The organism is Nonomuraea sp. CA-141351 (assembly GCF_050944675.1).
GTDB lineage: Bacteria > Actinomycetota > Actinomycetes > Streptosporangiales > Streptosporangiaceae > Nonomuraea.
On the sequence record NZ_CP191982.1, the window covers coordinates 6358151 to 6371981 of the forward strand.

The 13831-nt window shown below is 68.5% G+C and carries 12 protein-coding genes and 2 pseudogenes; 7 read left to right on the plus strand and 7 right to left on the minus strand.

All coding sequences use genetic code 11. The annotated features are described in order from the left end of the window. Positions 1-40 precede the first annotated feature (40 nt). From ACQPWU_RS30125 to ACQPWU_RS30135, 3 genes and pseudogenes are all read left to right on the plus strand, one after another. Positions 41-253 (plus strand): annotated as a pseudogene (locus tag ACQPWU_RS30125) (helix-turn-helix transcriptional regulator); the annotation flags it as partial. A gap of 225 nt (positions 254-478) precedes the next feature. Further along, a pseudogene (locus ACQPWU_RS30130) lies at positions 479-835 on the plus strand (serine hydrolase domain-containing protein); the annotation flags it as partial. Positions 836-863: 28 nt separating this feature from the next. Beyond that, entirely contained in the window at positions 864-1487 is a 624-nt protein-coding gene (locus ACQPWU_RS30135; protein ID WP_433445108.1) for a serine hydrolase domain-containing protein, read from the plus strand. A 700-nt stretch (positions 1488-2187) separates the two neighbouring features. Here the strand turns inward: ACQPWU_RS30135 and ACQPWU_RS30140 are convergent. After that, positions 2188-5634 (minus strand): phosphodiester glycosidase family protein, encoded by a 3447-nt coding sequence (locus ACQPWU_RS30140; RefSeq protein WP_433445109.1) that lies wholly within the window; start codon positions 5632-5634, stop codon positions 2188-2190. Between the two features lie 441 nt (positions 5635-6075). Here ACQPWU_RS30140 and ACQPWU_RS30145 point away from each other — a divergent pair, with 441 nt between their 5' ends. Continuing rightward, on the plus strand, positions 6076-6258 hold the full coding sequence (locus ACQPWU_RS30145) for a hypothetical protein (RefSeq protein ID WP_433445110.1): 183 nt from the start codon (positions 6076-6078) through the stop codon (positions 6256-6258). A gap of 281 nt (positions 6259-6539) precedes the next feature. Here ACQPWU_RS30145 and ACQPWU_RS30150 read toward each other — a convergent pair whose 3' ends face one another. Continuing rightward, the gene (locus ACQPWU_RS30150) at positions 6540-7499 is read right to left on the minus strand and encodes a quinone oxidoreductase family protein (protein WP_433445111.1); all 960 of its coding nucleotides are present in this window, start codon (positions 7497-7499) and stop codon (positions 6540-6542) included. Next, positions 7496-7744 (minus strand): hypothetical protein, encoded by a 249-nt coding sequence (locus ACQPWU_RS30155; RefSeq protein WP_433445112.1) that lies wholly within the window; start codon positions 7742-7744, stop codon positions 7496-7498. The genes ACQPWU_RS30150 and ACQPWU_RS30155 overlap by 4 nt, the downstream gene beginning before the upstream one ends. A 71-nt stretch (positions 7745-7815) precedes the next feature. Between ACQPWU_RS30155 and ACQPWU_RS30160 the strand changes: the two genes are divergently transcribed. Together ACQPWU_RS30160 and ACQPWU_RS30165 are read left to right on the plus strand one after the other, a co-directional pair. Continuing rightward, positions 7816-8457: a TetR/AcrR family transcriptional regulator C-terminal domain-containing protein gene (locus ACQPWU_RS30160; RefSeq protein WP_433445113.1), complete on the plus strand. Its 642-nt coding sequence runs from the start codon at positions 7816-7818 to the stop codon at positions 8455-8457. Between the two features lie 63 nt (positions 8458-8520). After that, entirely contained in the window at positions 8521-8841 is a 321-nt protein-coding gene (locus tag ACQPWU_RS30165; RefSeq protein ID WP_433445115.1) for a recombinase family protein, read from the plus strand. A gap of 10 nt (positions 8842-8851) precedes the next feature. Here the strand turns inward: ACQPWU_RS30165 and ACQPWU_RS30170 are convergent, their stop codons facing one another. Next, a complete protein-coding gene (locus ACQPWU_RS30170) occupies positions 8852-9826 on the minus strand; it encodes a helix-turn-helix transcriptional regulator (RefSeq protein WP_433445116.1) in 975 nt (324 codons plus the stop codon). Between the two features lie 136 nt (positions 9827-9962). On the opposite strand from ACQPWU_RS30170, the gene ACQPWU_RS30175 reads away from it, so the two are divergent. Further along, a complete protein-coding gene (locus ACQPWU_RS30175) occupies positions 9963-10358 on the plus strand; it encodes a RidA family protein (protein WP_433445326.1) in 396 nt (131 codons plus the stop codon). 92 nt (positions 10359-10450) lie between these two features. Here the strand turns inward: ACQPWU_RS30175 and ACQPWU_RS30180 are convergent, their stop codons facing one another. From ACQPWU_RS30180 to ACQPWU_RS30190, 3 genes are all read right to left on the minus strand, one after another. After that, positions 10451-11788 (minus strand): IS4 family transposase, encoded by a 1338-nt coding sequence (locus ACQPWU_RS30180; RefSeq protein WP_433433055.1) that lies wholly within the window; start codon positions 11786-11788, stop codon positions 10451-10453. Positions 11789-12152: 364 nt separating this feature from the next. After that, on the minus strand, positions 12153-12911 hold the full coding sequence (locus tag ACQPWU_RS30185; RefSeq protein ID WP_433445117.1) for a MerR family transcriptional regulator: 759 nt from the start codon (positions 12909-12911) through the stop codon (positions 12153-12155). Positions 12912-12921: 10 nt separating this feature from the next. Beyond that, complete coding sequence (locus ACQPWU_RS30190) at positions 12922-13806, minus strand: DUF2268 domain-containing protein (protein ID WP_433445118.1); 885 nt, start codon at positions 13804-13806, stop codon at positions 12922-12924. Positions 13807-13831 lie beyond the last annotated feature (25 nt).

The following is a 13831-nucleotide window of genomic DNA, read 5'->3' on the forward strand; positions in this document are numbered from 1 at the left end:
GGGGAAGCGGACAGGGTGTGGCCGCTACCTGGGGCAATATGTGGGCCATGCCGAAAACTTCAGCGCGGCTGCCGGGGTTGCTCCAGGTCCGCCGGAACTGGCCGAGCGGCTGAGCGTCAGCCCGCGTACCGTGCGGCGTGACGTCGGCCGCCTGCGCGAGCTCGGCTATCCCATCGTGGCGATCAAGGGGCCCGACGCCGGCACGGAGCTGCCCCCGTTGTTGTTCGACGACGAGCAGGCCGTCGCCCTGGCTCCTACCGGCTCGATGGAAACGCCGAGGAAACAGTCTCCTGGCTAGAACTGGAGCTTCACATCGGAGCTTCGGCTTTCCCAGGAGGAGTGCTTCATGGTTTCGCGTCGATCGGCAGGCGCACGCGCTGTCTCGGCGGCATGCACGGCATTGGCTCTGAGCGTGGCCACGCCCGCCAACGCGTCGACTGACAATACCTCCGTCAAGGTTGGGGACGTGCAGAAGGCGATGGAGGCCTTGGCGAAGACGGGCCACGTGGTGGGCGCTATCGGCGAGGTGTACGTGGACGGCAAGCGGGTCGGGAAGGGATCGGCCGGGTCCCGCTTGCTCAACGGCAAGGGCGGCGCGATCCCGTCGAACGCACGCTACCGGATCGGCTCACAGACCAAGAACATGACCGCCACTGCGGCCCTCCAACTCGTGCAGACTGGCAAGCTGAAGCTGGACGACAAGCTCAGCAAGGTGCTCCCCGAGGTGGCGGAGAAGGATCTGGTGGAACAGGCCGACGAGATCACGGTACGCAACCTGATCCAGCTTACCTCGGGGCATCCCCGACTTCCTCGCTCCCGGCATCGACCCGCTCGACCCCACGATCACGTATCGCCCCGTCGACTTGCTGGCCGCCTCCCGCAAGCAGCAACGACCGTCGGAGATCGGGACCTTCAACTACTCCAACACCAACTACATCCTGCTCGGCATGATCATCGAGAAGCTGACCGGGCATTCACTGGCGACCGAGCTCAAGCGGAGGATCTTCACCCCGCTGGGCATGCGGGACACCTACCTGCCGGTCAAGGCCGCCGAGGGGATCAAGGGCCCGCATGGGCACGGCTATATGAAGGATGACAAGGGCGCGGTGGTCGATGTCGACAAGCTCAACGCCACCACCATGCTGGGCGCCGGCGGCGTGATCTCCACCGCGCACGACATCAGCGCTTTCCAACGCGCGTTCGTCCAGGGCAAGCTGCTGTCGAACTCCCTGCACAAAGTGATCACCGACCCGGTGCCCGGCCAGCCGTCGCCGCCGCAGGGCGGTCCGTGCGCGGGCAAGCCCGCCTTCCAGCCACGCGGCGGCAGCGCCCCCGGCTTCGTCGCCGCGACCTACACCTCCCCGGACGGGCGGCTGCAGTTCGCGGTTTCCGTGACGGTGGCCATGGATGACGGTGAGCGCGGCGCTGTGGCGCAGCGCATCGACCAAGTCCTCACGTCGGTGTTCTGCCCTGCATCTGCCTCATAGCACCGGCGTGTAATCCTGGGAGCCGCGACGCAGGCTCCCAGCCGGTCGCGCGCCGCGCCCTCGTAGGTCGCAGCGGTCAGATTCGCCTCAGCCGCCATGGCCGGCGGCTCGAAGCGGGCCGCCGGCGGGCTCCTCCGGTGTAGGCACGTTCACCGCTACCTCCGGTCGCCAACGCTGGAAGGCCTGGCGCCATCTGCCGGAACGCCGGCACCCAGGGGATCACCGATCCTCATGGCCCACGGTGAGGCACGGCACCCGCACAAGGCGGACGATGCCCGCAAGTCGGCGGACAGGCGCGCACGCTGATTGGTTGTCTCGGAACTCACCATTTAGATCGAACGTGAGCGTCCCGGCCCGGCCGACGCCGGGGCGGGACGCTGCCGGGTGTCACCTTCGCAGTCTTCCGCCCCGACGGACGCGTCCTCGCGGTCGAGGAGCCTCATACTGCTGTACGGGTACGGCCGGAAACACACCGCGTTGACTCTGTGGTGCGGGCGCCTCTCCTGAAGCCCACTCGAGGTGACGATCACAAGCACTGCCTTGTCCCTGAGTACGACAGCACGGAACGACGCGTCCCAGAAGAGTCGGCCGGGCAGCGCTGAGGGCGAGCACGTACATGCTCGCCCTCAGGCAGGCCGCTTCGCGCGTCGGATCGCCCAGGCGCCGATCAGCAGCGGCTGCATGCCGTTGCTGGTGACGGTCACTTACTGCCGCGCACGACCTGGATGGTCTTCGAGGTCGTGATCGGCGCGAGAGAACTGTCGTCGGTGTAGGCGCGCATCGACTCGTTCGTCACCGATACGGTCACCGAGCCACGATTCAGCGCGGTGAGCGTCCGGGTCTGGGGGTCGAGGATCGCCACCATGCCCTTGCGGCGGGCCGCGTCGACGGCCGCCTTCCCGCTGCCGATCGCCAGGTTGGACGAGCCGCCCCAGTCGACCGACATCGGGTACCGCAGCGGCACCACACGCGTGCCCGTCGACACGCCCTCCGGCTGCACGATGCTGCCCGAGACCTGCGCTGTCTCGCTCACCTCGAGCGAGTCCGGGGTGCTGAGTGTGATGGACTGCGCGAAGGCGCGCACCTCGGTCTCGATCCACTGCTGGTCCGCGTTCCGCCGCGGGTCGACAGACCAGTCGACCCACCCGGTGAAACCGCCGCGGTCCGGCGTGCCGTACGGGTTCTTGCCCGACGATGGCAGCACCATGTACGGGACGCCCTCGACGCGGTGGACGTTGGCGATCTGGGCGTGGGATCCGACCATCGCGGCGCCCTTGCCCGAGGAGTCACGGAAGCCCGTGAGCATGTTCTCGATGAGCGCGACCTCGTCGCGGTCGCCGAGCTGACTGGACTTCGCCTCGGCGGGGTCATCCACCGGGTGGTGGGCGAACACCAGGACGTTGTGCACCGACTGGTCCTTCTTGGCATCGGCAAGCGCTTCCTGCAACATCGGGAGCTGATCCCATGCCGTCCCGCGCAGCGACCCCAGGGAGCTGGCGAGCAGGATGAACCGCGTGCCCTTGTGGTCGAACGTCCGATACGGCTGGCCGAACTCGTTGATGAAGTTCGTCAGGTCGGACTGGACGTTGTTGAGGCCGTAGGACTCATGGTTGCCCGGCACGTAGTAGCACGGGATCGAGCCGGCCTTCGGGTCCGGCGTGCTGTTCTCCGACGGCTCCTGGCCGGCCGGGATGAGGTCGCACCCGGCGCCGGTGAGCACCTGGCGGGCAAGCGCGAGGTCCTGCGGCAGGCCACGGTCGGTGATGTCACCGTTGAGGACGATCAGGTCCGGATTGGTCTGGCGGATCCGCTTGATGGCGGCCGTCGCGACCTGGGACAGCGCCGGGTTGTCGGCCGTGAACTGCACGTCCGACAGTGTGGCGAACTGCCACGTGCTGTGGCCCTGGAGCAGCGAGCCGTCGTCGGAGACGAGCGGGTCGGGCTGCAGGTCGGGCTGGGCAGGCAAGTCGATCGATGTCGGAACGTCGGCCTCGATGCGGTCCAGGACGAACGTGCCTGCCTTCTGCTGGGCGACGCTCGTGTTGATGCCCTGGAAGCCCGAGATCGACACGGGGAACGCCGCGTTCGCCGGCAGCGTGAACGTCGCGTACTGCCAGTCGTCGCTCGCGGTCAGGGCGGTGCCGTAGACGCCGTTGCTCTTACCGTTCGCGTCGTAGTAACCCATGTAGGTCAGGCCGTTCGGCACGTTGATGCTCGACTTGATCCGCACCCTCATGCGCAGCGGCTGGCCGGGCACCTGGACGCGCTGGGCGGCCGATGCCGCCACGAAGCCCACGTTGCGCATCGCGTTGAAGTCGATCCGCAGACCGTCGGGGTCCACCGAGAACGTCGTGGCCGCGGTGCTGTTGTTGCGCCAGTGGGAGAGCACGTCGTCGTCGAAGTCGTAGACCGTCGTGGTCTGAACGCCGACCGTGATCGGGAGCTGGGCCGACTTGCCGCCGACCGAGACCGTGAGGATCGTGCCCGAGGCGGTGAGCGGGGTGATCCTCAGGTTGCCGTCCACCGGCTGGATGTCGACGACGCTGTGGTCGTAGTCGAGCGAGAGGTCCTGCGGGTCGATCGGGGCGGTGTAGCCCTGGTCGTCGCGGCCCGTCACGGAGACGGTGACCGCGTGGCCGGGCGTCGTGTCCGCGATCGACAGGCGCTGGGACGACAGCTCGACGCTGTTGACCGGGTTGAGGACGGTGATCTTCTCGTTCGCCTCCTGGTGACCCACCTGCGCCTCGACCGTGATCGGGCCATGCTGCTTGGCCGGGGCCGCGAGCGTGCCGCCTCTGACGGACGCTCCCCGAGCGGACCACCGCACGGACTTCGGGTCGACCTCCACGGGCGTCTGGTTGTTGTCGACGCCCTCCGCGACGAGCGCACGGTGCAGCCCCGGGGAGACCTTGACGTCACCGTCGGCCGACGCCGCACCGGGCGCGGGCTTGACGAGGAGCTGGTGCAAAGTGCCGTCGCCCTTCGCGACGAACACCCCCACGCCGTTGGGGTCGTTGCGCTCGTGGCCATCGGACGGGACGTTGCGGACGGTCGCATCGTCCTCTCCGAGGGCGCGGGCGACCATCGTGGTCGAGCCGCCGCCGTCGAGGTTGACCGCGGTCTCCACGCCCATCGCGACGAGGTCACGCGCCTCCTTGTCGATCCCGACGCCGCCCTTGCCGGTGCCGCCCGGCCCGTCCCAGGTGGCGAGCACGAGCGTGCGGCCCCCGTCCTTGAAGCCGAGCGCGGTGCGCGGGGCGATCGAGGTCTGGAGGCCGTCGACGACCTTGCCGCCGGAGACGATGGTGCCGCCGTGGCCGAGCGCGAGCTTCATCGTCTTGGCGACGTCGTCGGCGAGCTCGTAGCTGAGCGTCACCGGGTCGCCGGGCTTCAGCACGCGTAGCGCGGTCGCCGCGGCGTCGCGGCCGACGAGCACGAAGCCGTCGTCCGGGATCGTCCCCGAGCCCGCGGGACCGTTAGGCGTGACCGAGACGACCGAGCCGTTTTGGACCAGCACCTCGGCGATCCGGTCGTTGCCGACGCCCGCCAGGCCCCGGTTGCGGCTGTAGTCACCCCAGGCAGAGGTGAATGCGATCAGGCCGTCCGCGGGGACCCCGCCGCCGTTGGCAGCGTTGAGCGACAGGACCGTGTGGTCCGCGCCCGCCAAGTTCGCGGTCGCGTTGACCGTGAGGTTCACGAGCTGGGCTATGCCGTCGTTGCTGACGCCGACGTGCTGGCGGCCGCCGATGTCGGCGCTCTTGATGAGCTGCCCGTTCTGGACCTCGCCGCCGAGCGCCGCGTTGGAGTTGCCGATGTCGAAGAACTCGCCGTTGACGCCCGCGACGGCGCCGGCCTTGTTGGCGGCCACGCTGAGCGGCCCGCCGGAAGCGACCGGCCCGGCGGTCAGCAGGTCCGTGCTGACTGCGCTGTTGGACAGGTCCACTGTCAATAAGTGCGCGTCGTACCAGCCCTTCTGATCGAGCGCCTTGACATGCTGCAGGTTGATCCCCGGACCGATCTTCTCGGCCGTGTTGATCAAGGGAATTCCGCCGGTGACCGGCGCGGGCTGACTGCCGTCCGCGTACGCGGCGGCAGGTGAGAGCGCCAGCGTGGCCGCCACGGCGACCGCCACCGTCAGTGGCCTCATATGCCGATGGGTCAAGACCATCAATTTCATCGGAACCTCAGGTCAAAGAAGACGCGGAGGCAACGCCCCCGCCCACGCCCCAGTTCGATCAAGGGCGGCAAATGATTCAAGAAATCGCCCAAGAAGCTCGGATGACGCCACCACGAGCATGCGATGAACCGTGGCGGAAGAGGTGGCGGTATCGGCATCGCGGGGCGATGGCGACGTTCCGATCATCGAGCATGCAACGGATACGCACGACGCCACGCTCATCAACTTTGCCCTTCGGACCCGGCCTTCAGAAGAACGATCTCCCGCCAGCTGAACCCTGCACGCGCTGCACTACGCCCAGCAGGGCACCATCACCCGCCGGCACCCGGAGCAGCGGACCGAGCAGGCGTGGTGCCTGACCCTGCTGACCAACTCAGTGATCGCTGGACGACGGAATGTTATTCCAGAGCGGTGCTGGAGCTGCGTTCCCAAGGCCGGGAGGTGAGCGACGAGATCCTGTCACACATCTCGCCCGGCCACAGCGACAACATCAACTTCTTCGGCGTCATCAATGTCGACAGGCGGAGCTGGGCAAGCTCGACACCAGCGGCTGGCGGCCGCTGCGGCCCGCGCAACTGCGCGAGCTGGGACTGACGCCCTGAGCCCGCTGCTCGGACGGGCTTCGGGCAGCGGTGCGCGCCCAGGGCGTGCTGGTGAAGGGACGAGGACGTGGCCCCCTGGCTGGTCTCTGCTGGGTCACGCCGATCACATAGCTTCCTGGGCCGCTATGTGATCGCCTCGTGGGCCCCGGAGCGGGGCTTGCGACCGCTGGGGCTGGGCACCGCCGCTCGAGACGGTTCCGTCGACGTCGTGGGTGGGGACGGCGAGGAACGCCGACCAGTGGTCATCGCTGGTGTGTCGTGGGCGCGGGCCGGTCATGGCATCACGACGAGTCGCCTGCCTTTGAGGTCGGTTCGCTGCCAGGCGGTCTCGATGTCGCTCAGCGGGACCTTCTCCACGTCGAAGGTGAGCTCGCCGGACCGCGTCCACGTCACGATCTGCTGGTACACCTCGTCCATGGTCTGCGGGTCGAGGCCCTTGGCCGCGCCGTAGATCTCCACGCCGGAGGTGCGCAGGCTCGACCCGGCGAGGGCGAGCTCAGTGCCGGCCGACTCGCCGATCTGGACCACCCGGGTCGGCTTGCCGAACGCGAACGACCGCGGCACCAGCGCGCGCAGCAGGATCTCGCTGGGCCTGCCCCACAGGTAGTCCACGACGACGTCGTAGCCGTCCCCCCTGGCGTCGAGGTACGCCTGCGCCAGCGCCTCGTCGGAGACCAGGGTGTTGATCACCGTGTCGGCCCCGATGGCCTGTACCTCGCGCAACTGGTTGTCGTCGCGGCCGGTGGCGACGATCCGGCCGGCGCCCAGCAGCCGGGCCACCTTGACCGCGAGCCGCCCGGCGACCCCGGTGGCGCCCTGCACCAGCACCGTCTCCCCGGGAACGAACCCCGCGGCCGCTTTCATCGACATTGCGGTGATGGCCGAGGCCATCACGGTCGCCACGGCTGGGTCGATGCCGTCGGGGATCGGCACGTAGGAGCCCTCGGGCACCACGGCCTTCTCGGCGAGCGCGCCGTAGGGCAGGCGGATGTTGCCGAACCCGACGAGCGTGCCGTCCGGGAGGGCGCCGATGCCGTCGAAGGCGGGGATCGCCGGAAACCGGCCGATGTACTTCTCGCTGGCGTAGTGTGTGCCGGCCGCGATCGCCTTGTCGACGTTCTCGACGGCGACCGCCTTGACGTCGATGATCACCTCGCCGTCGCCGGCCACCGGATCGGGGAAGTCCTCATAGCGCGGGATGCCGCCGGCCTCGTGGAGCACCGCTGCCTTCATCCCAGCTCCTGACCGAACAGGCGGGCGATCCGCGTCTGCCACGCCGTCAGGACGCGAGGCGGACGGGCCGGCGAGTGGTTGAACCCGTGGTGGTGCGAACGGTGGTGCGTGAGCGAGTGCCGCCACCCCTGGCCGTGGCGGGCCTGGCCCTGGTGGCCGGTCGGCCGCTCGATGTGCGCGGGAATCCCCGGAATGCGATGGGTCGCCCGGTGCAGCAGGTCACGGAGCGAGTGCCGGTGTCTCATCGTTGCCTCCCCTGGCGCGTAGTCTCTATCACCGATAGAGAACTCTACCACTGATAGAGTTCGGAAGGGAGGTGCCGGAATTGGCTCTGGACAAGCAGCGGATCGTCACCGAGGCCGTCGCGCTACTGGACGCCGAGGGTCTCGACGGCGTGACCACGCGCAAGCTGGCCGCCCGGCTCGGCGTACAGTCGCCGACCCTTTACTGGCACATCCCGAACAAGGCGGCGCTGATCACCGCGATCGCCGAGGCGATCCTGGAGCAGCAGTTCCCCGAACTGGAGCCGCCCGCGCCGGAAGAGTGCTGGCAGGACTGGCTGATCGGCCTGGCCGAGCGGCTGCGCCGCGCGCTGCTGGCCCACCCGGACGGCGCCCGGATCATCGCGGCCTCCCAACTGTCCCTCAAGATGGCCGCCATCTCCGAACTGGCGATGAGCACACTGGTCGGGCGCGGCCTCCCCTTGCGGCACGCTCGCCTGATCGTGTTGACGGTGTTGCGCTTCACCGTCGGCTACGTCCTGGAGGAACAGGTTGGCCGCCCGGACGCGGACGCCCTGGACGGCTTCGACATGGCCGCCTACGCCGCGGCGTACCCCACCGTGATAGCCGGTGTGGCCGAGTACTTCCGACCCGGCCGCACCGTCGACGATCTGTTCCGCGAGTGTCTGGAACAGATCATCCATGGTCCTGCTACGCAGTCCGGACCCACGTCCTGACCGGTCAGCCGCCTTGCAGGCGAGTGAGCCCTGGCACGAGCGCCCCGAGTCGCCCAGCACAGCATGCCGACATCGTCTTCGTCCGCGTGGAGGCCCACGACTGCCCGATGTCCCGGCATCGCCGTCACCCTGGTCATCCACGAACACAAACGGCTCGGCCGCGGCCTGGCCCTGACCGAGCTCGCCGAACAACTGCGCGCCGCGGGCGTCGCCCTGGAGTTCCCCACCGGCGAGCTCCAAGGCAGCCATGATCCGTCCGGCCTGGTGTTCACCGTGCCGGCCGCCCTGCCGGGAATGGAACGCGAATACATCCGCGACCGCACCCTGGAAGGCCACGAGTCCGCCCGCAAGAACGGCAAGGCCATCGGCGGCGGCTCTCAGTAGGCGACACCTCTCAGGATGACACTCCGTAGCGGGTGACGATCGCGGCGGCGCGATTGCGCAGGGAGGTGCGCAACCACTGCGGGGCCAGGGCTTCCGCGTTCGTGGCGAGTTGCCACAGCGCCCATTCGGCGTGTCTCCGATCTTGGAAGGTCACCTCCAGCCGCAGCCAGCCGTCTGAGTCGGTTTCTTCGGCGAGTACGGCCAGCGCGGTGCCCACCAGGTCCTCCCGCCGCGCCGGGTTCACCCGTACCAGCACGGTGACTTGGTCGCCGCCGGTCCGAAACTGCGTGCTGCGCTCCTGCCAGGCCCGGTCCAGATCGACCCGGTCTGGTCGCTGTGCGGGTTCGGCGAGTTCCTTGGCGGCCAAGACCCGGGACAGCCGGTAGGTGCGGTCCGCGCCAGACCTCGTGGCCAGCAAGTAGCCCTGGTCGCGGACGGTGACCAGGCCGATCGGGTCCACCGTGCGCCACTTCGGGGTCTGGCCGTTGGCCGCGTAGTGGATGCGCAGTTTGTGTCCGGCGAGCACCGAGCGCCGGACCTCGGCCACTATGGTCTCGGGCACCTCCTCAGCGACCAGCCGACGCGAGAGGAGATCGGTCTCCGGGTCGATGAGCAATCGCTCGGCCACGCCGGCCGCGGTGGCCCGATAGCTTTCGGGTAGCGCGTCAACCACCTTGAGCATGGCCGAAGCGAGCGCCGAGCCGAGGCCGAATACCTGCGCGCCGCGCCGCGATCCGGCGACCAGCAGGGCAAGGGCCTCGTCGTGGTTCAGTCCGGTGAGCTCGGTCCGGAAACCGGGCAGCAACGCGAAACCGCCGTGCCGGCCGCGTTCGGCGTAGACCGGGACGCCGGCTGCGGACAGCGCCTCGATGTCGCGCAGCACGGTGCGGGTGGACACTTCCAGCTCGCGGGCCAGCGCGGTCGCGGACAGCCGACCGTGCTGCCGCAGCAGCAGCACCAGCGAGACCAACCGGTCGGCGCGCACACCAGAACTCTACAGAAATACACGACACAGGATGTCGTGATTTGTTGGGAGGCTCATCAACGCGACGAAAAAGACGGCGGCTGCCGAGCCGCTGGACGTACGTAATGTCGACGAATCGAATGGAGCTGATGTGGCAATGGAGCGAACGGCGGTCAACCCGTGGGCGTGGTCGGTGGAGCTGGGCTACAACCAGGGCGAGATCGTCTCCGGGCATACCCGGACTCTGTACTGCGCCGGGCAGACCGCGATGAGCGGCGACGGCAAGCCTCAGCATGCCGGTGACATGGCGGCGCAGTTGGCGCTGAGCCTCGACAACCTGGAGGCCGTGCTCGGCGAGGCCGGCATGTCCCTCGCGAACCTCGTCCGGCTCAACGTCTACACCACCGACGCCGATCGGCTCTTCGAGCACTACGGCGCGCTGGCGTCGCGGTTGGGCGCCGCCGGGGTGGCACCGTCCACCACGATGCTCGGGGTGGACCGGCTGGCGATCCCCGATCTGATGGTCGAGCTTGAGGGGACCGCCGTCGCGTGATGCGACCTCGCCGCCTCCGGCAGGGCGCCCTAGCGGGCACTCCCGCGCCGGGCTAGCCCCAATGCCAGAAAGTTAAGGGTTCGGGCTGTGGGTCAAGGGTCTGTGATGAGGATGTCGATGCTGATGGTGGCCTTGTAGCTGGTCCGGTCGACGGTGCCCTTGGCGTTGTATTTGGAGATCGCACGTTTGACGACGCGTGGCCGGGTCCGGATGCGCCGGGCGGGCATGAGGTCGGCTAGAACGTGGCGGCCGATGGTGCCAACGAGGTCGATGACGGTGTCGGCGATGATGCCCGTGGCTTGGATGACGAGGTCGCGGGCGGTGTGCAGGGCGGTCGTGAAGCTGGCCCGGTCAGGGTCGATCTCGGGCTGGGTGCCGGTGGCGTCGGCCATCGCCAGGCGCAGGAGTTGGTAGGTGAGTAGCAGGGCGTAGATCTCCTGGTCGATGCCGTCGGGAGTGCGGGCGCGCAACACTCGACCGCCGAGGATGGTGGATTTGATCTCCAGGAAGGCTGTTTCGATCTCCCACCGCTCGTGGTAGAGCGTGACCAGTTCGGCGGCGGGGTGGGTGCGATGATCGGTCAGGGTGGTGACCAGCCGGTACAGGCTGGTGCGGCGGCCGGTGGCGGTGGCGATGGTGATCTCGCAGTCGATGACGCGGACCGCGACGGTGCCCAGCATCGACCGGTAGGAGCCGTCGGCCAGGCGGCGCAGCACGGGCAGCCGGCGGCTGTTCTTGATACGGACCAGTGTCTGGGCACCGGTTGCCACGATCGCCGCTATCAGGGACTGGTCGGCGAAGCTGCGGTCCAGCAGCACGATCATGCCCGCGTGCAGGCTGCGTAACAGACGCGGTGCATACGTGGTCTCTCCGTGCGCGGTCGTGCCGAACACCGCGTCCAGCAGGGCGCGGGTGCCGCAGGAGACCAGTACCAGCAGCCGGATCTGCGGATAGCCCGAGCCGCCGTTGTTGCAGCGATGCTTGGTGAACCTGCTCAGATTGGCCGCAGTGTCGGGCGCCGCCATGGTGGTGCCGTCGATCGCGCAGATGCGCAGTCCCCGCCACCACACGCCTGTGGTGGCGATCCCCGCGGCCGGGCCACGCAGCAGCTCCCACAGCCACCGCACCGGTTCGACACCCACCCGTCGGCGGGCCTGCACCAGCGCAGCCGCGGTCGGGACGGCGAGCTTCAGTCCGGTCAGCCCGGCTGTCAGCCGCTGCCAGACCTGCCGCCACCCCAACTCGGGGAACAAGCATCCGGCCAGCAGCAGATACACCACCACCCGCGAGGGCAGATCCCGCACCCGCACCTGCGTCCTGCCGGTGCGTGTCAGCGCCTCATCGACCATTTCGAACGGAATGAGCCGGGTCAGTTCACCCAGATGGCCGGGCGCGAACGCGCCTGCGGCCACCACAACATCACGACGCATGACAGACTGGACATCCAACGGAGCTCCCGCCGAACAGTGATCTTGGTCGACACCGTTCTAGCAGGAGCTCCGTTGTCGTCTTCACGAGCTTGACACGGCCGCCACCACGTTAACTAAGCGGCATTGGGGCTAGCCCCGCCCTGAAGGACGGGGCTTGCGCCCGCCGACTTGGTCAAGGGTGAGCTGTCCGGGACCTGCTGGAGCTGGCGGGGTTCTCCAAATGGCAGGCAGCCATGCTGCCGGCCACCGTGCGGCACCTGGAGACCTCCTCGGTCGATGACGCCCTGGACCGTGCTGGACCTGCTGATCACCTCCAACCCGCTGGCCCGGGCAGAGCGGGCGGGTGGTGCGAGCCACACACGAGCTACATCCGGGTCCGCGCGTACGCTTGCAGTGCGTCGCGGACGAACGTCGCCCCCGCGGCGTCGTCGTACATGGCGGCGAAGCGGGGGTCGTCGACGTACATGTCCCCCAGGCCTTTCACCATCTCGATCGAGCGCTCCCGGTCGCCCTCGGCCGTGGGGGTACCCGGGATCTGGCTCAGCCACTGGACGTGCCGGGCAGCCAGTGACTGAGCGTGTTCCGATGTCGGAGAAACTCCGGCCTTCACTGCGGCGACCCATGCGGCGACGAGGTCTTCGGTGGCCTGCTTCCAGGCCCGCTGCTGGTCAAGGGTCTTGCCGTGCCACCAGTCGTTGCTCACTTGGAACGCGCGCTCGCCCCAGCGTGAGATCACCTCGTCCTTGTAGCGGTCGTTGAACCCGGCCAACATAACGTCCATCCGCGGTTCCGCCCCCGCCTGCAGGGCCTCGAGCGTGTGACGCACAGACCGGATCTGCCGTTCGATGCGGTCCCGTTCCTCTTCCAGTGCGGCGATGTGGGCGCGTAGCCCGTCGCACGTGTCCACCTCGTCGGCCAGGACCTTGGCGATGGCCGGCAAGCCCATGCCGAGCTGGCGCATGAGCAGGATCCGCTGTAGCCGGGCGACCGCGGTGGGGTTGTAGTAGCGGTATCCGTTCGCGCCGACCCGGGACGGGGCCAAGAGCCCGAAGCGGTCGTAGTGACGCAGGGTGCGGCTGGTGATGCCGGCCCTCGTCGCGAGTTCCTGGATCGTCCACTCCATCGTTCCAGTGTTACCCGCGGCGGAGCGTGGTTGCGATGATCTTCGAGCTTTCGGCGTGCAGGGCCTGCGCCGCCGTCTGCCCGGTCGCCGCCAGGTAGGTGTCGACCAGCCGGTTGCCCGCGGCGTACCCGGCGCCCATCGGCAGTCCCACCGGGGTGAGGCCGAAGCGCTCGGCGCTGGGATCGCCGTGCACCCAGGCAGTGAAGTTCCGCATGCCTGTCACCTCGAGTCCGGTGAGTACCTTGCCGAAGATCTCGTCGTCGTGCAGGTGCGGCACGCCGATGCGGGTGGGGCCGAGCTCGTCGCCGTAGAGCTGTCGGGCGAAGGCGTCGGCCAGGCCCTCGGAGACGATGTGATCGCCGACCGTGACGGTCATCGGGTCCCACACAACCCCGCCCGGGCCGAACCGCAGGTTGTGGTGGAGTTCGTGCACGGCGGTGGCCTCCAGCCGCTCCATGTTCTCGGGGAAGGGCCAGAGCGTGATCACGATGTGGCCCGAGATGCCGCCGAACCCGGTCACTCCTTGGCAGGGACCCATGAAGTGCTCGTCACCCGGATCGCCGAGCACGAACAGCACGGTGATGTCCGGGGCCCCCAGCCCCGGCGTCGCCTCCAGCAGTACGGTGAGAGCGTCGTCGAGGGCGCGTTGCATCCGCTCCCAGGCCCCGGCGGCCGCCAGGGTTTCGAGCGCGTCAAGGCAACGCTCCTCGTCGCGGTCGATGGGGAACCCCGACGCTTGGAGGTGCATGGCCACCAGGTCGACCTCGCCGGGGTAGTAGCGGTACATGCCCCTGGTGGGCTCCAGCATCGAACGCAGCAGGTCAACGCGGTCCGCGACCGGAGCCAGCAGGATCCGCCTCATGGCGGAGTAGGTGTCAAGAACAGTGATCGACATGGCCCCGATGCTAGAAGTTGACGCA